This window comes from Adhaeribacter sp., assembly GCF_057359045.1.
Window position 1 is genome coordinate 1 of record NZ_JBMQUD010000004.1, and the last position, 23,555, is coordinate 23,555.

At 42.0% G+C, this 23,555-nt stretch carries 11 protein-coding genes and 1 pseudogene; 5 read left to right on the forward strand and 7 right to left on the reverse strand.

Annotated features, from left to right (window positions below; genetic code table 11):
• Together ACO1R6_RS00670 and ACO1R6_RS00675 are read left to right on the forward strand one after the other, a co-directional pair.
• Nucleotides 1-251, forward strand: a pseudogene (locus tag ACO1R6_RS00670) (hypothetical protein); the annotation flags it as partial.
• Nucleotides 252-504: 253 nt separating this feature from the next.
• Entirely contained in the window at nt 505-1,908 is a 1,404-nt protein-coding gene (locus tag ACO1R6_RS00675) for an RtcB family protein (RefSeq protein WP_486261451.1), read from the forward strand.
• A 9-nt stretch (nt 1,909-1,917) separates the two neighbouring features.
• On the opposite strand, the gene ACO1R6_RS00680 is transcribed toward ACO1R6_RS00675, so the two are convergent.
• The 7 genes from ACO1R6_RS00680 to ACO1R6_RS00710 all read right to left on the reverse strand — a co-directional run bounded on the left by ACO1R6_RS00680 (nt 1,918) and on the right by ACO1R6_RS00710 (nt 17,743).
• Nucleotides 1,918-5,748: a PIN domain-containing protein gene (locus ACO1R6_RS00680; RefSeq protein WP_486261453.1), complete on the reverse strand. Its 3,831-nt coding sequence runs from the start codon at nt 5,746-5,748 to the stop codon at nt 1,918-1,920.
• 363 nt (nt 5,749-6,111) lie between these two features.
• Nucleotides 6,112-7,398, reverse strand: a complete 1,287-nt coding sequence (locus tag ACO1R6_RS00685) for an Nramp family divalent metal transporter (protein ID WP_486261455.1) — start codon at nt 7,396-7,398, stop codon at nt 6,112-6,114.
• Nucleotides 7,399-7,416: 18 nt separating this feature from the next.
• Nucleotides 7,417-8,604, reverse strand: coding sequence for an amidohydrolase family protein (locus ACO1R6_RS00690; protein WP_486261457.1), 1,188 nt, complete (start codon nt 8,602-8,604; stop codon nt 7,417-7,419).
• A gap of 780 nt (nt 8,605-9,384) precedes the next feature.
• A complete protein-coding gene (locus ACO1R6_RS00695) occupies nt 9,385-10,839 on the reverse strand; it encodes a Gfo/Idh/MocA family protein (protein ID WP_486261459.1) in 1,455 nt (484 codons plus the stop codon).
• Entirely contained in the window at nt 10,836-12,941 is a 2,106-nt protein-coding gene (locus tag ACO1R6_RS00700; RefSeq protein WP_486261461.1) for an alpha/beta hydrolase family protein, read from the reverse strand. Before ACO1R6_RS00700 ends, ACO1R6_RS00695 begins: the two co-directional genes overlap by 4 nt.
• Nucleotides 12,942-13,002: 61 nt before the next feature.
• The gene (locus ACO1R6_RS00705) at nt 13,003-14,670 is read right to left on the reverse strand and encodes a RagB/SusD family nutrient uptake outer membrane protein (protein ID WP_486261463.1); all 1,668 of its coding nucleotides are present in this window, start codon (nt 14,668-14,670) and stop codon (nt 13,003-13,005) included.
• Nucleotides 14,671-14,680: 10 nt separating this feature from the next.
• Nucleotides 14,681-17,743, reverse strand: coding sequence for a SusC/RagA family TonB-linked outer membrane protein (locus tag ACO1R6_RS00710; protein ID WP_486261465.1), 3,063 nt, complete (start codon nt 17,741-17,743; stop codon nt 14,681-14,683).
• A gap of 1,443 nt (nt 17,744-19,186) precedes the next feature.
• On the opposite strand from ACO1R6_RS00710, the gene ACO1R6_RS00715 reads away from it, so the two are divergent.
• From ACO1R6_RS00715 to ppsA, 3 genes are all read left to right on the forward strand, one after another.
• Nucleotides 19,187-19,666, forward strand: coding sequence for a DUF6992 family protein (locus tag ACO1R6_RS00715; RefSeq protein ID WP_486261467.1), 480 nt, complete (start codon nt 19,187-19,189; stop codon nt 19,664-19,666).
• 414 nt (nt 19,667-20,080) lie between these two features.
• The gene (locus tag ACO1R6_RS00720; protein ID WP_486261469.1) at nt 20,081-20,929 is read left to right on the forward strand and encodes a universal stress protein; all 849 of its coding nucleotides are present in this window, start codon (nt 20,081-20,083) and stop codon (nt 20,927-20,929) included.
• Between the two features lie 131 nt (nt 20,930-21,060).
• Nucleotides 21,061-23,514 (forward strand): phosphoenolpyruvate synthase, encoded by a 2,454-nt coding sequence (ppsA, locus tag ACO1R6_RS00725; RefSeq protein ID WP_486261471.1) that lies wholly within the window; start codon nt 21,061-21,063, stop codon nt 23,512-23,514.
• Nucleotides 23,515-23,555 lie beyond the last annotated feature (41 nt).

Sequence of the window (23,555 nt, forward strand, 5' to 3'; positions counted from 1 at the left end):
ACCCGGTAGCCTTGGCAGTAGATGGCCAGGGGAATGTTTATGTAGCGGATTATAGCAATCACAGTATCCGAATGATAACGCCAGTTGGGGTGGTTAGTACTATCGCTGGCAATGGCAAACTTGGGTATAAAGATGGCACAGGCCAAACAGCACAATTTCATAATCCTTCGGGAATTGCCGTGGATGCCCAAGGGAATATTTACGTAGTTGATTCTTCCAACGTACGCATTCGTAAAATCATTTTGGAATAATATTTCACATTTGTTTATTCCAGGGGTAAAAAGGCAGTTTGGTGCGACTTTATTTTCCAAAATAGAAATGTAGTGGAGGTCAGGCAAGTAAAAAGCTAATGGTAAAGCATCCATAAAAATATTCAAAATTAATTTTTACCACGCAGAAAGACTGCGCACTACCGTTTTTCCTTTGCTTCAGAAAACCACCTCAACCTTTCGCTGAATTCTACGGAGTATGAATTTAAGAAAAGGTGCTTAACAGAAAAAAGCAATGGAAAAAACTACTTTAACCGGCACCGATGTATTAGCGCTGGGCTACCCCGAAGGCAAAGCCATTGGCATAGCGCTTTACCTGCTCAACACCCATTACCAAGACCGCCCTATTTCGGAGCAAACCCAACTGCTTAGTAATGTGCTGACGGCACCCGACCAATACCAGGAACACGTTATCCTGGGCCCATTGGCGCAAAAACTCCTTGAACCGAAACCCCAGCCTTACCTGCCCCTGCCCAACGAGTATTTACCATTTACGGTGTACGACGGGGCTGGCATTGAAGAAGGCGCGTTAAAGCAAATGAAAACTGCCATGCGCCTGCCGGTGGCGGTAGCCGGCGCGCTTATGCCCGATGCCCACCAGGGCTATGGCTTGCCCATTGGCGGCGTATTGGCTACTAAAAATGCGGTAATTCCTTATGGTGTGGGGGTAGATATTGGCTGCCGCATGTGTTTAACCATTTACCCGGTTCCGGCTAACTTTATCGAGCAAAACCGCGACCGTTTAAAAACTATTTTACTCGACAATACCCGCTTTGGCCGGGCCACTTTCCGCCAGCCTATGGGCCATGCCGTGATAGACCGGCCGGAGTTCCGGGATATTCCGCTGCTGCGTACCCTAAAAGACCGCGCGTATAGCCAGTTAGGTTCTTCGGGTGGTGGTAACCATTTTGTGGAATTTGGAACGTTAGATATTCAGGATGCGACGAATGAATTTAATTTAATACCTGGTTCTTACCTGGCTATACTTTCGCACTCTGGTTCGCGCGGCATGGGTGCTACCATTGCCGGCCATTACACCAAAGTGGCTATGGCCGCTTGCCCGTTACCGCCCGAAGCAAAACATTTGGCCTGGCTCGACCTGAACACGGAGGCCGGACAAGAATATTGGCTGGCCATGAACCTGGCCGGCGATTACGCCTCGGCGTGCCACCACCAGATACACCAACGCCTGGCGGCTGCCCTGGCCCTGGAGCCCCTGGCTCAAATAGAAAACCACCACAACTTTGCCTGGAAAGAGACCAGTGCCACCAACGACGAAGTAATTGTACACCGCAAAGGCGCTACTCCGGCCGGAAAAGGCGTACTGGGTATTATTCCGGGTTCGATGGCTACGCCCGGCTTTATTGTGCGGGGCAAAGGACAAGCCGCTTCGGTAAATTCCGCTTCGCATGGGGCCGGCCGCACTATGTCGCGCACCAGGGCCAAAGCCACGCTTAACTTACCGCAGGTGCAGCAATATTTGCAGGCAGCCGGCGTAGAAGTAATTGGCTCCGGCCTCGACGAAGCACCGATGGCTTACAAAGATATTCACCAGGTAATGGCCGCCCAGCAGGATTTAGTAGAAGTAGTTGGTACCTTTTACCCGAAAATTGTTAGAATGTGTGGGGATGAACAGTAATAGTCAAAATTAAAGCTTTGTTTTGTGATGAAATTTTAAATAGAAAAATCTATCTTGTCTAATCTGGAATATATCTTTCCACTTCTCCTTTTGATTATAAATTTGCTCTACAATCCAATTATTATTTTTATCTTGGTCTTTTCTATAATTCATTAGGAGAATATAATCTAAGGCATCTAATATATCTAATATCTTTCTATTTGTACAAAGAACTGTTATTGTTTGTAACGTTAAATATTCTTTATTTGGATAAGGAATTATATCTTCTAGCCATAAGCGATAAAGAAAAGCATAAGCTACAATCAATGATGAACTATCTGAACTAATACCACCAATTAGAATATTCATACAACTAGAAAAGGGCTTAATAAATTTGAAAGCGCATTGTTTAGCTGCCGCTAATAAAGTATTCTCGTCAATTGCAGTATGTAAATAATTTAACTCAGCAAGCTTAATAACTTTTTCTTGATAGTCTTGATTACAAATTATATTATTTCTTAAAAAGTATCTTAGAATTGCATGGATCCAAACACCATTTAAAGAATGTTCATGCTTTGCGATACTTCTAGTTAGTAAATCTTCACATAAAAGAATACTACCAGTTTCTTTCGCTAATAAAAAAGTATCAATATAAGGGACACCCAACATATTATCTAAACGCTCCTTCTCCTTGCTATTCATAGTGATAGCTGTTGTAGGCACCCTTATTACAGTACTTGATTTAACAAATTCAGAAAATAAATCAAGCTTGCTTTTTTCTAAAGCGTTAGTATTACTTGAAAAAAAATCTACTTCCTGTTTTAAATCATATATTAAATCATAAGTAGATGAGCTAATAATAAGCTTACCGTATTCTGATATGATTAATTTTTCTATTCCTAATTCAAATAATGTCAACAAGGATAAAATATCGGCACAAATAGACTTAGCATCTTGCAAAATATCAAATGCTTCATTCCATTCATCATTATTTCCGTAACAAACTTGAATTCCAATATTTGATAAATTCGTAAAATCATCCCACAATGTAATTGGATTCTTATTAATAAAGGAGGCTACCATACTGAATGGCGCTTCACGGTTTTTGTAATATTCTATAACATTATTATAATTATCCTGCCAATCTTTATTTTCCCTTTTATGTCTTTCTAAAAACTTAGGAAAATCATTTATACTAAAAGAATGAAAAGGACTTTCTTCACTATAGATAGTTTCGCATTTCTTTTGAGTTTCCTTAAAAGCAAATACCAGCTTTTTAGTTAAAGATTGGACAATCCATTTAGTACTCGATTTATTAAATAATACTACATCTCCTACCTTCCTATTCTTTAAAAGAGAAAACTTTTCATCTTGCAAGTTGATTTCATTCCCAACCAATTCTTCTTGAGATCTATCTTCGATGATAAAATAAACTTCTTCTTTATTTGAATTAATTAAAGTTATAACAGAATCAACCACTACAGCCTTTGGATCTTCACATTCACCCTTAGTTAAAGGCACTTGAAACATAATACTCATATAAAGAATATGCGCCTGGCTATTATTTTTTATTCTTCTATATTCATAAGTTAACCTATAAATCTTGTTCCTTAAATTTCTAGCCTTTAGTTGTGCTAAATATGTTTTAAAGTCCTCGAAAGTTAAATTCCAAATATTAATCTCTTCATTAAGGAATTTATCGACTTGCTCAAAATCTTCCAATCTCAAATTAATTCCAGTTATTCTAATTTTCATGCGTAAATCATCTGGAAAAACAAATAAATAATTCTCACTTATGACTTTCGCGTTTTCATAGTCTCCATATTCTTGATAAATAGAAATTTCTAATGGTGTTATATCTTTTTGTACACCATACTTATTTCGCAAATTTTGCAGTATCTTTAAACATTCACCTTTTTCACCAATTAAATAATACAACTTCGCTACTCTAATAGTCAGTTCGTTATTAATATTCTTATCGATAAAAGAATTAAAAACCTCGATTGAATGATTAATACATCCTAAATTTAAAAGTTCTTCAGCTAAAATATATCTATCTCGAATAGACGTTTTGCCAGGAAGAAGCTTAATAGCTTCTTGAAGTGTCTTTAAAGCTGCATCCTCTTTTCCAGAAAATATATCTACTTTTGCTTGGTAGACTAAGTTATAAATATTCTTATCTTGAAATTCTTTAAGAATCAGAGAATTTATTTTTTCTACTTGATTAGTTTCTATTAATAATTCAACTAAAAAACCTTTTGCTTTTTTCCTTACTTTTCTGTCAAAATTCTTATTAATAAAATCTTCCAATAAAAGTATACTTCTTTCTATCATACCTTCTTTACGATATATTTCTGCTAATAAACATGGTACATCAGGCACATCTGAAAAGTCCAATATTTTCTCTAATGTAATTTTAGCTTGAGGTATGTTACCATTTAAAGCCAATAAGAAACCTTTATGCTTTAATAAAACACTATTACCATCTTTAATTTTAAGAGCATCATCTATTACCTCTAAGGCTTCCTCAATGTAACCAAGCACATTAAGAATAAGGCACTTGCTTTGCAAGAGGCTTACTCGAACTGTATCAATCTCTGTGCTTTCATACTTAATAATCAAGTCGTCGCATAGCTCTAGAGCCCTTCTTAACTCTTTTTCTGTTACTTCATCAATAAAATTTAAATTTAAAACCTTAAAATTCCTTCTATATTTTTCAAGAATAGTACTAAGCAAATGTTCTTCAACCAAATCCTTCTCTTTGCTAAATTTTAATGCCTCCTCTAAATACCAAATTGACTTTTTATATTTGCCATTTTCACGTGCAACTACACCTAAGGAAGTTAAAATTTCAACATTTTGTTTTAGACTATCTGGAATAGCTTCTTCAATTTCTAAAATATTATATATTTTAGACTTAAGTTTAATAGATAAAGCATGAGCATTTATTGAGTCAGGATAAAGGCTAAAGAAAATATTTAAATATTCTTTAGCCTTATCAACATGCCCTATAGTATAATATGCATTTGATACATTAGTTAACGCGACCTCTGAGTTAGGGTTAAATGAATATGCTTCAATTAAATATTTACTTGCATTTTCAATGTCATTATGCTTAAAATAACAAACTCCTATATTAGTTAATAATCTAAATTTTATTCTTTCTGAAGAATCATTCCATATATCATTCTTTAAAATAAATAATTGGTTTAATGCTTGTTTAACTAAACCATCCTCTAAAGTTTTATTTATGCTATCTAATTGTTTCTCAAATACCGATTGAAGTTTAGATTCTACATCAGGTTTAGACAATAGAAATTGTATTTGTTGTAATTGTTGACTTAAGTCACTGCTTAAATTATTTATTCCTACAAGAGTTTCACCAAATCCTTTCTCAGTTATTAAAATAGATTCATTTTGTTTTTTTAGTAATTCGTTTTGAACTGGTGTGGCTATATCTTTAACAAGCTTATCATAAATTTCAAAAAACTCTTCTATTAATTCATGTGGTATTTCATTCCAATGTTTTATCTCTTTTACTAATCTATTTGTATGAAGATTAGCATTTAACATTCTTTCAAATACTCCCTTTTTCTTATGATAAATCTCTTCTTTAAATGACTTTATTGACTCCTCAAGGAGAATAAGTTCAATTAACTCTTTTGGCTTTTGTGTTGCCGCAAATAAAATTGTGGTATGTAAATAAGAAGAATTGTATTCGTCCTTTGGATACTCAATCTTGAATTCTTTTAGAACTTTGAAGAAGGTATAATCTTTAGATAGCTCCTTGTAACTATATTTCAAACAAATGCTAAAGAGTTTAGAAACTAAAGACTTTCCTAAAGATTCACCAATTGCCATTATAAAATTTTAGTTTAGTATTTCATTTAAATATAGTTAAAATAATAACTTAATAAAATTTTTAAGATGCCCTAGCTTGGCAACTGGATGCCCGTACCGAGCAGTATGCTGCCATAATCATCTTCACATTGCAGGATAATTTCTACTAAACCCACATTTTTAATTTATGAATAATTTTGAAGTAAAACAAAAAAGCCTTGCAACTACAGGAGCTGCAAGGCTTTTAATATTATTAATTGTAAAGATTGAAGGATTCTAACCACTCTTGTTAACCGTAAGTCTTGCTAAGTGGCTAAACGGGAAACTTTACAGCTATTTTTTTTTATGTGGACCAAGCTTATACAGGTACGCTGCCTACTGTAATCAGGTAAAATCAGCAATAGCAAAATAACTGGTTAACAAGCTAAATAAAATAACGGCTATTAAGCTCAAATTCATTTTAAGTCCTGCCACATAATTACCCATCAACTTTTTATTGTTTATCAGAATTAATATTGGGATGGCTACGGCAGGCAAAATTAAGGCCTGAAAAGCTTGCGAAAATACCATGAGCAAGGGCGGGGTTGTTTGTATAAACTGCATGCCAAACCCAAATAATATCCCGATTAAGCCCAGAATCCGGTACATCGGCGAATAAATATTTCGCTCTTGGCCGGTGTAATCACTAATAAGCCAGGGGGCTATTAATATAATGGGGAAAACGGTGGAAATGCCGGCCCCAACAATTCCCAGGATAAGAATAAATGCGGCTATCTTACCGCCTATGGGCTGGAAAAGGCTGATCATTTCTATGGTATTATTCAGGGGCAATTTCATGACGTATAAAGTACCCGCAGATACGGCCATGATAATAACACTGAGCAAAAACATCATGGCAGCTGATACGGCGGAATCTCTTTTTTCACTGCTCAGGTCTTTAATAGACCAGCCTTTTTCTGCCACCACGGTACTGCGTACAATAAATACGGCTGCCGAACAGGTGGTGCCGGCAATGGCGGCCAGCAGGTGCAAAGAACCAGGCTTATCGGGCAGGGTTGGCTTTAAACCGCTGAAAATGGCGGACAAATCTGGTTTAACCAGGAAGAAAACAATGGTAAAAGACAGCCCCATCAGAATCACCAGGAAGATGAGTACCTTTTCAAAAGTTTGGTATTGACCAAACCAAAACAAGGCATATAAACCCACCACCAACACAAACGTGATCCAAAAAGTACTAAAACCGGTGCCACCCCATAACAAGCGGGAGCCTTCTTGCAACAAATCGGCAATAATACCAAAGATGCCCATTAAGGCTAGTATCTCGCCGATAACCAGCGCCGCAATAATATAGATGGCCAGTACCTTACCAAACTTTAAATGGGTTTTAATATTATACAAGGCCGTTTTTCCGGTTACCAATGTGGTTTTACCATACGCTACCATCAGGATATAAGTAAAAATACAGGAAAGAAATAAAACCCAGGTAAAGGCCATTCCGTACTCGGCGCCCACCTTAGCCATAGTGGTTACGCTGCCGGTACCAATATTATACCCGATAAGAAACAAACCCGGGCCAATAGCGCTGAGCCCCAGCATTATCTTGCGGAGAATGCCTGTATTTTTCTTTACTTCCTTCTGCGGTTTAGGCGTTTTATCTAATACTTTTTCCATTATTCTTCTTAAATATTATTAGGTATTAGCTTTTAATTTTTTTAATCCCGGGTACCACTTCTCGGCATTTTTATAATATATTTTGTCAATTACTTCGCGGGGCAGTTTTAATCCCCTGAATTCGCCGTCTACTTTGGGTACCCGCATGGTTTCGTCGGTGGTAAAAAAACGCCAGTGCCGCAGGTAAACGGCATGGGCGTGTTTTTGCATGTCGGCTGGTTTGGTTATGCCGCTATTAACAATGTCCTGGGCTTCGTTACGCAGGTCGGTACCGTAAATCAGGCGGTCCTGGTATTTTATAATAAAGTTGCGCACTTTATCCCGCTCGGTTAATGTCTGGTATTGCAGATGCGAAATCCGCTCGGCCATATCTACGGCCATGTTCGGGAATTTATCCAGGCGTTTGGCCAGCTCATCTACACTCCATTCTAAGCTGCCCAAGTGCGCCCCAATAAAAGTTAAATCGGGATGCTTGGCCAGCATATTGTCTCTTACCTGGATATAATACTCATAAGAAGGCCGATCCGGGTGCAAATACATGTGGTGCTCTGGGTGCGCCCGGGCGTAATCGCGGTTACCTTTAACGGTCATTTTTTCTAAGGGTAGCCAGGAATTTTTATGCTCACCCAGGTGCCCCAGTAACGGAATATTTTTTTGGGCCAGGAAATTAAGAATGGGATCAAACCGCGGATTATCAATCATTACCAGGTTACCCTCTTTATCTTTTAATTCCATGCCAATGTTTTTATGCACCTTAACGGCTATTGCCCCTTTGTTAAAGGAATCTTGCAGATAGGCAATTGTTTTTTCGTGCCAATCCTCCTCGTTAAAGCCGGCCAGGGAGAAAGTGGTAGCATAAGCTATACGTCCCGGATACTTTTGAATTTTTTCGAGCGCAAATTTTTGTAATTCTTCAATAGGCCGCCCGGTGGTTGAGTATACATTTACATTCAGCAACCGGAAATTATCTACTTCGGCCTGCTTTATAAAAACTGTGTCAATGTCTTTTCGGATATGCACATGCGCATCATATTTTTCCAGGGTGCCAAAATCATCCATGGTATAATACGCTGAACCGGCATTCTTTTGGTCTGCTTTTAAATTTCCAGATTGGGAGCACTGTTGTAAAAGCAACATACCTGGCAGCAGCAGCAGGTATTTAAGTTTGTTTACCAACCCCAGTCCCGGCTTATATAATATTCTCATTTTAGTTTAAGTAATTTTTAATACGCTGAATTTATTAGCTAATCAGTTGAATACCGCGAACAACAAACCTTGACCCTGTTTAGTGTAGCAAGGTTGGCAAATAATTTAGCCCTAGCCGTATTGGCCCAGGAAAGAAAAAAGCAAAGGCTACTGGATTGGCGGTGATAACAGCACCAATGGCGGCGGATTTTTGGCTTTTTCCCTATATACTAAACAGCTTCCTTTTTAGCTTTGCTCTACACAAATTTTATATTATTCCTCTGGTGCATAATATTGGGATAATATACTGGCAGTATTGTGCTGTTTACAAGGTTTTACCAGAATATAATCACGAGAACGTTATCGTTAAACTGGTATTTGCCAGATGCCCTTAACCGGCTAGGAAGTAGTAGCATTCAAGCTTTGGTATGGCTAATTGGTAAGGGTAATGGATTAAGCAATGGCCGGGCTTGATTTGCCAAGGTTTTATTTCCAGAACTATTTTATTCGAATAATTACCCGAATTTATCTACACACGTGCTGGCGCAGGAATATTCTGGCTGGCAGGCGTTAGAAGCAAATACCAGGTTGGGTTTATGTATTTGTGTAGCCAACGCAACCAGAAGGTTTTTAATAGAATAACCGGTTGCAAAAGCCAGGGGCAGTTATAAAAACGAAAAATTACGCGTATTTGGTTGCTGCTATAAGAAAGCCCTAAAATAAATAATTGCATTTAAACCCCGGCAGGTTTTAAAAACCTGCCGGGGTTGCCCTAGTACAAAGGGTGTTTATTATTGGGTATTAGAAATTAACCTTTGTATTTCCGCCTTGCGTTAGCATAATATCCATAGGCTTATTCTTTTGCCAGGCGCCGGCCGTAAAATCCGGTACTTTAATAAAAGCTTGGTCGGCTACCGACTTCTCCGTTAAGGGGCCAATCGCACTCCAAAGGGCCGCATCATATACATCCTGATCCAAGGGTAAACCGTTGCGCAAACAATCTATCGTCCGCCAGTCCATTAAGAAATCGCCGCCGCCGTGGGCTCCAATTTTTTTGGCTATTTCGCCTAATTTTTTCACAATGGGCGGCTCATATTTTTTCTGCAAGGTTTTAAAATCCTCATCACTTATCCATTCCTGAATATCTGAGCCCCGCCAGGTAGTGGGGGTAGCGGGTTTGGCAATAGAGATTCTTTCTACCGGAAACTGGATAGCGCTCGCTTTGGTACCGCTAATCAGGTAGCCATCTGATTTTGGCCGCGGCGTGGTAACATCGTGCTGCAACATAATGGTGCGGCCTTTACTCGTGCGGATGGTGGTGGTATTAATATTGCCCCGGAAAGGTTTATCGACAAACTGTTTATAGAAATCATCCTTGGCGGCCAGTTCCTTGGCCAATTCGTTCATCATAAAATCGTTACCCGAAACCGATACCAGAAAATCGAATTTATCGCCCCGGTTAATATTCATCATTTGCGCAATGGGGCCTAAACCATGCGTGGGGTATAAATTACCATTTCGGCCAATATTCTCTTTCAGCCGCCATAAATTGTAATATTTATCTTTGGAGAAATTACCGTAGAGCAAATGATGAATATACGCGCCTTCGCCGTGGATAATTTCGCCGAAGAATCCCTGCCGGGCCAGAACTAACATAAATAACTCGAAAAAACCGTAACAGGCATTTTCCATCATCATGCAATGCTTCCGGGTACGCTCCGAGGTTTCTACCAACTGCCAGCACTCTTCCAGGGTTTTAGCGGCCGGCACTTCTACGCAAACATGCTTACCCTGATTCATGGCATACAGCGCCATGGGCGTATGTAGTTCCCAGGGTGTAGCAATGAATATCAGGTCGATGTCTTTGCGGTCGCATACCCGTTTCCAATCTTCTTTACCAGTATATAAATCTGGTTTAAACGATGTATTGGCAATCCGTTTTTGGGCGGCTGCTAATTTTTCTGGTCGCAAATCGCACAAGGCTTTTATATCCACGCCTTGTATTTGGCCCACCTGCCCTAAATGAGCCGGTCCCCGGTTACCCAGCCCGATAAATCCTATCCGCACCGTTTCTAATTTGGGAGCCGCATAGCCCGACATATTAAATTTCTGGACATGGGGTGCCTGGCTACCCGTATGGGGAGCGGCTGATGCCTGGTTTAATTTAGCTCCGCCAGTTGCCAGAAGTCCGCCCCCAGCCAGGCCCAGACCGGTTAAACCGGCCATTCTTAAAAAATCTCTGCGTTCCTTTTTCATTTCATCACAATCTGTTGGTTATCTATATGGGTATGGCCCGGTTGTTTAGCTAGCTTGCGCAGCTTATCAAACTCTGCCTGGTATTCTCTTAACTGGGTGCCGGTTATCTTTTGACCCGACATGGTTACAGGATTGATGAAGGTAATATCCTGGCCGGTAAGTGCCGCCGCCAGCGATACATCGCCCCAGGGCAAAATGCCCGGCAAGTGGACCGCCATACTAAAAAAATCAACCGACTCCCGGTTATCGAAAGCGTAACTGAGGGGTACTTCCCGCAGCGTAAGCTGGTTTGCCTTTCCTGGCGAGGTAGCGTTTAAGAACAGCGCCGCCAAGCCAGCTTCCTTGCTCCCATCAATGCTTACCTGTTGCGCTTTGTAATTTGTCTTTACAAAATCAGTAACAATCTGGAGTTCTTTTACCCATTCGCCCAGGATGGTTTTGCCCAGCCACATTTCTGCCCGCGCCTGCGTATGCAGAATCTTTGCCCGATCCTTGGTGTTCTCCCGGAAGGAGGCCGCTTCACCGGTACCGGATAAATCGACTAAAACCAGCCCTACTCCTTTTTGCTGTAGCTCGGTAAGCAAGGTGGTAGAAATTTGCTTCTTACCGGCAGGATTGCAGAGGACTACATACTGCTGAGAAGCTGCTGTTGGCGCCCGGTGTAATAGCGGAATAAGCTTGCCATCGGAGGTTTCGAGGGCCAGGCGCTCCCAGCCACCCACGCGCGAGAAAGTATGAACTTTCCGCAAGTCCGAGAGCTCCGGAATGCGCAAGATGCTGCGCAACGCCTGTTGCTTTTGTTCTACATTAAGGGTGCTGGTACTCAGAAGCGTGGCCCGCAAAGCCTGGCCCTTTCTTTTACAATAAGCTTCTATGGTTTCTACTTTGGGGTCCCGCTGCCCTTTGGCATACACCATGAGCTCTTCGTTAGAGAGGGTATTAAAAGGCTTTTCCTTAACTGGCGCTCCGTTGCCAATGCCTTTCAGGTGCAGGTTAAACCAGCCCAGCAAGGCTTCGCGGTTCTCTGGCCAATATTCGTGCGTTTTATCCAGTACCTGCTGACTAATATTGTTTTCTACCCCCAGCAGCTTAAATATTGGTTGGGCATTCTGATAGCTACGCTGCATTTCAGTGGACATAAAAGTAGGATTGTCGTTTACAATACTACAAATCTTAATGGCCCTTGGCGCGACCATGGCCAGCACACCGGCTTCTTCGGTAAAAGTAAGCCCATCGGGCAGCAACTCGCAGACACAGTTAAACCGCATTATATAAGACTCAAAAGTACCTACGCTCACTACCGGCATGGCGGCTTTTATGCGTTCGTCTAAGGCGGCCAGCCACATGGTTTGATTGCCGCCGCCACTTGCCCCGGTGGCGCCTATTTTCGTCTGGTCTACATAAGGCAAAGAGGTCAGCAAATCTACGCCCCTTATATTGTCCGAAACCTGTGCCCCCATCAGTGACTCCCCAATATTTAGCAGCGAGGCTCCCAGATTAGCGCCGTGATATTCATCGGTGCCATGAAGAGTACTACGTTCTCCAGCCCCAAAGGCATCAATATTCAGGCATACATACCCATTTAGCGCTAAGCTTTGGCCGATGGCCTGGAAGGATTCATATAATCGCCCGCCCGGCCAATGTCCGTGCATGGTAATAACCGCGGGGAACGGCCCCTTGCCTTCCGGAACATACAGGTTAGCGGTGGCGTACACATCGGGCCGGGTTTGAAAAGCTATTTTCTTTATTTGGTAACCGGGCATTTGAACCGTACCGGTTTCTTCTAAATTAAGAGGCAACTGGTGATTGATGGATACACCGGCTTTTTCCAGAATTTGCTTTTTAAGCCTTGCCCGGTGGCTTTCCCAATCGGCTTGGTTATAGGGCAATTGATGGAGTCCATACTGCAAAACAGCTGCTTGTCTTAACCTACTTTCTACCAAATCGCCATGGTTAAAGGGTAAAACCGCCGGCAAGCTATCGGTAACTAACGCGGTAGCGGGCAAAGCCGGTGGTAGCTGATTTTTTTTGGGCGTACAAACAAGCAGTAAGCCTGCGCTTATAAAAATAAATCCGACGTTAAGTATTTTAATTTTATTCATTTATTGGGTAAATAATAGAAGATTGAAAAAGGTAAGATGCCCCAAAGGACTTTAAACCTTTTTAATAACCTGGATTTTGTACCAGTTTAGGGTTTTTCGCAATTTCGTACTGTGGTATGGGCACTAAATAATTTTTTTCAAAGAAAGCACGGGGCTGAAACTCTACTACTTTATAGGTCTTTTTACCTGCGGCATCCTTGGTTATGGCCATGCGCTTGCCCGGAATGTTAAGTACCTGCGGGGCTATTTTCCAACGACGAACATCAAACCAACGGTGCTCTTCAAAGGCCAACTCAATGCGGCGTTCATTTTGGAGCCTGGCCAATAATGCGGCACCCGTTTCTGTTACTGGCGGCATATTTACACTGGGCCGGCTTCTAATTTTATTAATATATTCTCGTGCAATAGCTTCCTCTCCTAAGAAAAATTTGGCTTCGGCATAATTAAGTAATATCTCGGCGTAGCGGATAAAAGTCCAGGGGGTGCTGCCAATATTTGTGCCGCCCGGATTAATAATACTTTCATCCAGAAATTTTCTTTGGTAGTAACCTGTTTGGGTGGCATTCCAGGGCTGCGAAGAACCTTCATTTGTATCCTGCCCCTTGGGTAAAAAAGTTTCTACCTGCCGGTGTTGAAAAGGGGCTCCATCGTAAAGAATACTGGCGTAAAAGCGCGGGTCGCGGTTTACATAAGGGTTTTGCGGGTCGTAGGTAGGATCTGCCTGGGGCAATTTACCATTCAGGGTTTCGTAATCGTCTACAATATTTTGCAGCGGATGCACCTGGGCAAAGCCGCCATAGCCATTGGGGTACTGGCTTAATTCTACATACACTTCTTCAAGGTCTACCTGGCGGTTAAAAGGGCGGGTCCAGATAATTTCAGAATTATACATGGCCGACATCAGAAATAAGGTTTTATAATCTGGGTAAAGGGCATATTGGTTCAGGTCAATAACCGCTTTGGCCGCATCGGCGGCTTGTTGCCATTTGCCTTTATCGTTAGACGGATTATTCTGAGGGCTAGCAGCGTACAACAAGGCACGGGATTTAATGGCCAGAGCGGCGCCTTTGGTTATTCTTCCTTTATTTGCCGCGGGGTAATCGAGCGGTAACAAGGCAGCGGCTTCGTCTAGTTCTTTTAAAACAAAAGCCAGGCACTCCTCATACGAATTCCGGGGCACGCTAAAATCATCGTTTAAGCCAAAGGGTTTGGTAATTAAAGGAACCCCACCATAAAAACTGATTAACCGGAAATAAGAATAGGCCCGTAAAAATTTCATCTCGCCAATCATCCGGTTTTTTAGTTCGGGCTGGATGGGAGATTCTTCTATTTTGCTAAAAAACAAATTGGTTTTGGTAATTACTTTATAAAAACCACGTTGGGGGTCATTCCAATAATCCAGGGCGGCTAAAGCATCGGGCGTAATATTGCCCGCATTAATAATGTTAGCCGAGGAAAAATTACGGGCATTATTTTCATCCGTCAGGGTAGACAGAGAATTGGCCATGGAGTAATTAAAGCCGTGAGGTGTAATCCGGTAAGTATTATTTACAAACGTCTCAATCAGGTTACCATCTTTCCAGACCAGTTCTTCTGAAAAAGAATCTAAAGGAGCCTTATCCAGCACATGCTCTTTGCAGGATAAAGTTAATCCTATTAAACCGGCCAACAGTACTTTGTTAATGGCCACGCACGCGGTTTTATATAATTTGATGTTTATACCAGTCATGTTCATCACTTTAAATGGTAAGGTTAATGCCTAAATTGTAGATTTTGCTCTGGGGGTAAAAATTGCCTCGTTCGTCGCTTCCTTCGGGGTCGTAAATTTTAAGTTTATCAATGGTAAATAAATTATTGCCATTGAGGTAAATGCGCATAGCCGATAACCGGGTGCGGGTTAACAGATTTTGGGGCAGGGCGTAGCTTAGTTCCAGGGTTTTTAACCGCACAAAAGAGGCATCTCTTAACCAGAAAGTAGAACTCAGGCCGCTTACATCTGTCCGGGTATCGAGTAAAGGTAAAATAGGGTATTTAGAATCCATACTGCCGGGACGGTAGCGGTTCAGGAGCAATTCTTCCCTTGTATTAATAGCAAGTCGGGCGTTCTCGTGAAAATATTGCCACGCCCTGGCCTGGCCGGCAAAGTTGGCAAACAACGAAAAATTCTTGTAATCCATTGCGGCATTCAGACCAAAAGTTATTTCGGGCGTATTGGTGCGATCTAAACGTACCTGATCCAGAAAAGTAATCAGGCCATCTCCGTTCACATCTTCATACTTTAAATCGCCCACTTTTGTACCCTGCACCTTTGGAATGGCATCCAGTTCTGCTTGGGTTCTGATTATTCCCAGGGCTTTGTAATAATTCTGCGCGCCAACCACGTGCCCCTCTACTTTTTGCCAAACCGGTACGTTAGATGCTTCACTTATATAGTTTACCTTACTTTTTACATAAGCAAAATTTCCACCTATCCGGTAAGTAAATTGGTTTATCGTTTTGTTATGCGACAGCTCTAGTTCAATACCTTTATTTTGCACCACCCCAATATTTTCGTTTGGTAATTTAAGCCCGGTGTAAGAGGGTACGGCTAAATCGCGGGTAGCTAAAATATTAGATCTTTCCTGCCGGAACACATCAACGGTAAAGCCCAAAGCGCCGTCTAAAAACAACCCGTCTAAGGCAATATTGGATGTTTTGAGGACTTCCCAGGTAATATTGGGATTAGGATTAACGCCGGTTACCAGCCCCAGCGATTGGGTGGGAGATTGCCCGAAATTATAGCCCTGGTTGCCCAGAATGTAGTTTTGCAGAAATTGGAAGGCCGCCACCCGGTCGTTACCTATTTTGCCATACGAACCCCGTAGCTTTAGATCTTCCAGAAAATTAAATTTGTCTTTGATAAAGCTTTCTTCGGAGAGCCGCCAGGCCACCGAAACCCCGGGGAAGAACCCATACTGCTTGCCTTTCGGGAAAATAGAAGATCCATCGTAGCGCAGGTTAACATCAATGAGGTATTTTTCTTTGAAGTTATAACCAAACCGTCCAAAGAAATTATTCCGGCCCCGCTCCGAGGCTAAGCCAGATGCTTCCTGTCCGGCCAAACTACCGGCAAATAACTGATCAATAGCCGGCGAAATAAAGTTTCTTCTAAAAGCCGAAAAGTTATTGTTATACGCTTCTTCTTGCTCGGTAGCCACAAACGCATTTACATGGTGCTGGTTAAATTGCCGCTGGTATTTAAGGCGCAGGTTAATTAAAGAACTTTTGGCCCGGCTAAACGATTCGCGGAGCTGCGGGTTTAATATACCGCCCCCGCCAACCGGAATATAGGTATTGGCTGTGCTGTTATAATCATAAACCGTCCAGGGTTTCTGAAAATTTTTGTTAAAAGTGCCATTATTGGTGTAGGCAAAATACCCATCTACGCCCAAGCCTTCTACACCCGGAATACTAAAATCAAATGAAGTTTTTAGCTGAAACCGCTGCACCTGGTCGTTGATGTAGCCGGTGGCATCAGTTACCATTACCGCCGGGTTATCGCCTCTTTCAATCCCGGCCGAGGGCAAACCGTTGGGCCAATACACCGGCACCCAGGGTACCACCAGCATCCGGCTAAAGGTAGTAGTGGTGCTGGCGTTGGGGTACATGCCATCGTCAATACCGGCGTTCACATCAAAAGACACGGTTAAATTTTTGTGTACCTGGGCATCTACATTAGACCGCAGGGTATAAGCTTTAAAATTGGTTATGCCTTTTTTAAAGATGCCTTCCTGATTAGAATAAGAACCCGAAACAGAATATTTTACGTTTTCGCTGCCCCCGCGCAGGGCAAGGTTGTGCTGGCTCTGAAAAGTGTTTTTTTGCAGAATTTCATCATACCAGTTCACGCTGGGGTAGTTAATGGGGTCGCTGCCATCGGCAAATTTCTGCAATTCCTCTTCTGTCCACCTGGGTGGTTGTAAATCTTTCACTAATAATTCATTTACAAATTCGCCAAAAACGGCTGAACTGGCCATTTTGGGTACCCGGGTAGGCCGGCTAACGCCTTGGTTAAAAGTATAGCTGATACTGGGCTTGCCGGTGGCGCCTCTTTTGGTTGTAATCAGGATTACCCCATTGGCCGCCTGGGCTCCGTAAATAGCCGCCGAAGCATCTTTCAGAACCGAGATAGACTCAATATCATTGGGATTAATCCGCTCCCAGCCGCTAACCCCTTGTATGCCATCTACTACCACCAGGGGGCTATTATCGCCAGTGGTGCTTCTGCCCCTAATTAAAATAGCCGAATTGTCTCTGCCGGGCTCGCCCGAACGATTTGATGCAATAACACCCGGAAGTTGCCCCGCTAAGGCATTACTTAAATTTAGTGCGGGGCTGCGCTTCAGTTGTTTATTAGAAATGCTGGCCACAGAACCCGTTAACGTTGCTTTCTTTTGCGTACCGTAACCCACTACTACCACTTCTTCCAGGGCTTTCGCATCGGCCGCGAGGGTTACATTTAGTGTAGTTTGGTTGTTAACCGCAACTTCTTTCGTCTGGAAACCAATAAAAGAAAAAACCAAGTTGCCGGAACTACTTGGCAGCGACAAGGTGTAACTACCGTCTGCGCCAGTAGCCGTTCCGTTTGTAGTTCCTTTTACCAGAACAGTAACACCCGGCAAAGCCTCGCCGTTTTCGCTGGTTACCTTTCCTTTCAGGGTAATATTTTGAGCTATAACCTGCGATGAACACAGAAAAAGGAGCATAAGAATTAATATTCCTAGCCGGGTTTCGGGAACCCATTGGTTTTTGGTAATTTTCATGTGTTAAGATTTTGTGGTTAACTTTATTTTTACATTGCTAATTCAGATTTTATTAGGTTTAATCGGAAGGGATCTCTCATGATTTTAAGTAGTTTTAAAATCATTTCCTTTGTTTTGCAACCTAAAATACCTAATAAATCAAGTGCCTAAGCAAAATAGAGGTAATAAAATAGCGAGAACGTTATCGAAATAGAGATGCTCAAAAATCTTGTTTTGAGGGAATAACGCTAAGAAAATAGCAATTTTAAAGTCATACTGCTGTAATAGCCGGTACCGTTGCGAGATGGATACAATATTCAAGCGAAATATTGAAAAATTTATAAATAGCCTTTTTTCGGATAGGAGCTAATATTATAAATGAAAATGGTGGAAATATTTCTTTCCTGCTTAAAAAAATGCTTTTCAACTTTAGCCGAAGCTTTTAACACTATCACATTTTAGACAGACATCTGGTTTTTAGCACCGTAGATTCTAAAAACTCTTCCGGCTACAATGGCGCTATAAATATTTTTATGCGGAAGCTTTCAAAGTATATTAGATATAATAGGTAATATTCATAATGAATCGATTTCGTATATCTACTTCGAATAGCGTTTGGTGCCATTGGTAATGTTAACACCTCCAATTCTATTACCTCTGCCCATTCTCTGGTGAAAACACCATAGCCGTCAGGCTCAGGATAAAATATTACTTCTTCTGTTTCAAGTTTAAGCGCAGCGGTAACTTGGCCTTAAAATAATTACCTGTTTTCAATTGGCAGAAAGTTAAAAACTGGTCAGTATTCGGCAAAGCACAAAGCAATATCAAGTGTCGGTATCTTACAAGATTGGAGCCGCTGGTATTTGCGCAGGAAAAATTAAAGAATATAGCTTTAGAGACCATGGTTTCAGTGGCTGAAAATCATTTAAAAATAGAATTCATAAAAAAGTATGTTCCAAGCAGTCCGGCAGTTACTTACTCGCATAAAATTGAATGTTGGGCGGTAGCGGAAACATTGCGTACTAAAGGTCCACTTGCGGCCTTTAATATGCTATCCAAACATTACAAAAGGGAAAAGTAAGCCTGATTCATTATTCTGACCGCGGTTTACAGTACTGCTGCAAGGATTATGAATAAAGGCCAGTTACCAAATATTTTATTTCGTAATTTAACTGTAAAACCTGTAAAGTATTTTCAGCAACCTACCTGCTGAAAATAATGAAAGTAGCCTACATTCTATTTTTAACTTTTATTATTTAAAGTCTGCCTTTTTCTTTTCGCTGTTATCCAACAAATTCTCCTTAATTCTTTTTAATGAACTAAATGGAAATGGTTCCCTTCTGTACTCCTAGCCTCAATCCCCTCCTATTACAGGCCTGTCCCTTATTATTGTCCTTTATCTTACTTGGCATAATATACTCCAACCACGCCCAGATAGAAACTTCTTTGGATTTTGATAAGCGTATGAAACAACTGAAAACTAGTCATGCCTCCGTGCTGGCCATCTGGGCAGGACTGAACGTTGTAGCCGCGGGTATATTGATGTTCACCGTTACCGTGGACCTGCTCTCTTATTTCTATGCCATGAACAGTAGTTGGGGATTGGTGAATTTGGGAGTAGCCTGGTTCCTCTATGCCCACCACAATGAAGTGTTTAACCAGCCCCAAACACTCCTGCAGCAGATGGACCACCAAAGGCACGTTGAAAAAATGATTCTGTTCAGCATTGGGTTGGATATGACTTTCATTGCCAGTGGCTTTGCATTACAGCAACATGGGCACAACCCGGATATCGCCTATTCCGCTTTATGGAAGGGGTTCGGCGCATCCATTATCCTGCAAGGTGCTTTTTTACTGGTGCAGGACACAATCTTTTACCGTCTTCATCTGAAAAATCGCAAAAAGGTGTATCACTTGTGGCAGCAGCGAACAGCAGGGCAGTAGGTGGTTATACATGTACAAGCCAAGGTTAGATTCATGCTCCTTTTTGCCCTTTTCTCCTGTATTAGATGTTTAACAAAACTGGTCTAGGATTGATTTTTTGTTTTTGGCCATTAAGCAAGTAAATTCCTGAAAAACACTTTGGTAAACGTTTCTAATAGCCTTTCCCCAGAATACGGTTTAAAATAAAAGAGAAAGACTTAAAAATAAAATATTGCATTCTTCTAAAGAATTCGATTGAAAAAAGAGCCTTTAGATTACGGATAAAAACAACCATAAACCAAGTCTAACGAACCATCTATTTATTTAACTTATTGACTAACATCATTCTATCTTATGATTTTTATCATTACCAAAGTTGAATAACTTTTGAAAATTTGTTTCAATTCAATCTCGCCACTTTAATTTACAACCGCCATGAAAACAATTTTATGTCCCACCGATTTTTCTGCCGGTGCCGAAAATGCCGTTTTATACGCCAACGAAATGGCCCAACAAATGGAGGCCCGTTTAATTCTCTTTCATTCTATTTTTGCCCCAGCCGCAGAAGTTGTTTCCTACGGCCCCAGTTCTTACATCCGTCCAAGTAAAGACTTAGCTTACGAAGATGCCCAACAGCGGAAACTGGAAGCATTAAAAAAAACCTTAGAAAATACCGACTGGGATCTGCCAATGCAGTACGAGACCAAACTGCGTTATGGCTTAACCAAAGACACCATTCCGCAGGTAATACAGGAAGAAAACGCCGATCTAGTAATAATAGGCAACGAAGGAGCCGAAAGTCTGAAAGAAATTTTTGTGGGTTCGGTAGCGGCCGAGGTCATTAAAAATGCAACTTGTCCGGTCCTGATTATTCCACCTAAAGCTACTTTTAAGCCGCTACGTAAAATTGTATTTGCCACCGATTTAAAAGGTGAACCTTTTTTGGATGTGCATGCGGTCATAAAGTTGGCCAGCCTATTCGAAGCTGAGATTTTGTTTCTCCATATTATACCCGAAGCCGGCACCAATAAAGGGGAATTAGCTCAGGCAGAGTTGGATCGGCTGCACAAACAATTTCCGTATCAGCATGCTACCTTTTATATCGAACCCAATGCTCATATAGAAGAAGGCATTAGCCAGTTTTGCCGCCGTCACCATGCCGATATGCTGGTGATGGGCTATCATCCGCGCACTTTCTGGCAACATTTGTTTACCCAGGATTATACCCAGGAAATGGCATACCACACTTATTTACCGCTTTTAGTAATTCATTACCGGCAATAAACTTCTGCTTTATAAATTCAAACTTACATTATAAGATTTCTTCCCGGACGAAATTTCACGCTATAGGTCGATTGTGATACAAGTCAGACCTCCTCTCCTTTATCTGCTATCCTTCTCTTAAACCTCTTGTTATGAAAACATATATCCTTCCCTTCTCTCAAATTAATTTACAGCACCTGCCACAGGTAGGCGGGAAAAACGCCTCTTTAGGCGAAATGTACCAGACCTTAACCGGAAGCCAAATACAGGTGCCAAATGGCTTTGCCACCACCGCAGAAGCTTTTCAGCTTTTTCTGGCCGAAAACAATATTTTAAATGCCATTAAAGAACAACTAGCCCAACTTGACAACCAAAACTTTAGCAACCTGCACCAGGTAGGCAGCCAAATCCGAAAGATAATCCAGGCAAGCCGTTTGCCCGAAGCATTGGTGCTGGCTGTTAAGGAAGCTTACCGGAACCTTTGTTCGCAATACGAGGCACCTATTCAGGTAGCTGTCCGGAGCAGTGCCACCGCCGAAGACTTGCCTAACGCCAGCTTTGCCGGTCAGCACGAATCTTATTTAAATGTTGCGGGTGAAGAAGCAGTGTTAAAGGCAGTTTTAAAGTGCTATGCCTCACTTTTTACCGACCGGGCCATTAAATACCGGCAGGACCATGGCTTCGACCATCTGAAAGTATATTTATCAGTGGGGGTCCAAAAAATGGTACGTTCTGATTTGGCCAGCTCGGGGGTTTGCTTTACCCTTGATCCGGAATCGGGTTTTACCAACGTGGTATTAATTACCGGTAGCTGGGGCTTAGGCGAAAATGTGGTGCAGGGAGCAGTTAACCCGGATGAATTTTACGTGTTCAAGCCTACGTTGCAGCAAGGCAAACAAGCCATTATCAACAAAAAAATGGGCACTAAAGCCCAAACTATGGTTTATGCTGCGGAAAATAATCCCGAGCAATCTATTATTAATATTCCCACTCCCGCAAACAAACAAGAACAATTTGTCTTAACTGATACCGAAATAACTCAGCTGGCCCAATGGGCCATGCAAATAGAAGAACACTATGGCCGGCCCATGGATATTGAGTGGGCCAAAGATGGCGAAACCGGCCAAATATTTATTGTACAAGCCCGGCCCGAAACGGTGCACAGCCAGGAAGAGAAATCCTACAAAATGCACAGCTACCGCTTAAAAGAAACGGGTGAATTGCTGGCGAGCGGCAAAGGCATTGGCGAACGCATTGTGAGTGGAGTTGCCCGAATATTAAATTCACCGGCGGAAGCCGCCTTACTGCAACCCGGCGAAATATTGGTTACGGATATTACCAATCCGGACTGGGACCCTATCCTGAAAAAAGTATCGGCCATACTTACAAATAAAGGCGGGCGTACCAGCCATGCCGCCATCGTTGCCCGGGAGTTAGGCGCCCTGGCGGTGGTGGGTACCGGCAATGCTACCCAGGTAATTCAAAACGGGCAAGAATTAACCATTTCTTGCGCCGATGGCCAGAACGGACTGGTATACGCCGGTAAATTAGACTGGGAAGTGCAGGAACTCGATTTTACCGATTTGCGCCAACCCAAAACCCAGGTTATGTTTATCCTGGGCGATCCAGAAAAAGCGTTTCAGCTAGCTGCTTACCCTAACGATGGCGTTGGCCTCATGCGCCTGGAATTTATTATTAACAACAGCATTCAGATTCACCCCATGGCTTTAGTAAATTACCACGAGTTACAAGACGAAGCGGTAAAAGCCCAGATTGATAAACTGACTTATCACCACCAAAACAAAGAAGATTATTTTGTAGAAAAGCTGGCCCAGGCAGTAGCCACCATTGGTGCAGCTTTTTACCCCAAAGACGTAATTGTGCGGATGAGTGATTTTAAAACCAACGAGTATGCTAATTTGATTGGAGGAAAAGCTTTTGAACCAGAAGAAGAAAACCCTATGCTGGGCTTCCGGGGGGCATCGCGGTACTACAACCCACGCTACCGCGAAGGATTTGGTTTGGAATGTAAAGCCATGAAAATCGTACGCGACGACATGGGGTTAACCAATATTAAGCTGATGATACCATTTTGCCGCACCGTTGCTGAAGGCAAACAAGTGTTAGGCATAATGGAAAATTATGGCCTTAAGCGAGGAGAAAACGGACTGGAAGTTTATGTAATGGCTGAAATCCCCAGCAACGTAATTCTGGCCAAAGAGTTTGCCCAGGTTTTCGATGGCTTTTCCATTGGCTCTAACGACTTAACTCAGTTAACCTTGGGCATCGACCGCGACTCATCTATCGTGAGTGATTTATTTAATGAGCAGGACGAGGCAGCCAAAACCATGATGCGAATGGTTATCATGTCGGCCAAAAGAACTAATACCAAAATAGGATTGTGCGGACAAGCCCCCAGCGATTTTCCGGAATTTGCGCGCTTTCTGGTAGAACAAGGCATTAACAGCATCTCCTTTAACCCGGACGCTCTCTTGAAAGGGCTTAAGAATATCCTGGCAGCGGAAGCAGCAGTAGAAGTGCAGAATAAAACCCGGACCGAAGAAAGGATGAAGCAAATCCAACTGGCTAGTGAATTTATTAGTTAATCGCAGAGCCCTCGGGCTTCCTAATTATTTTGTATCCTTTC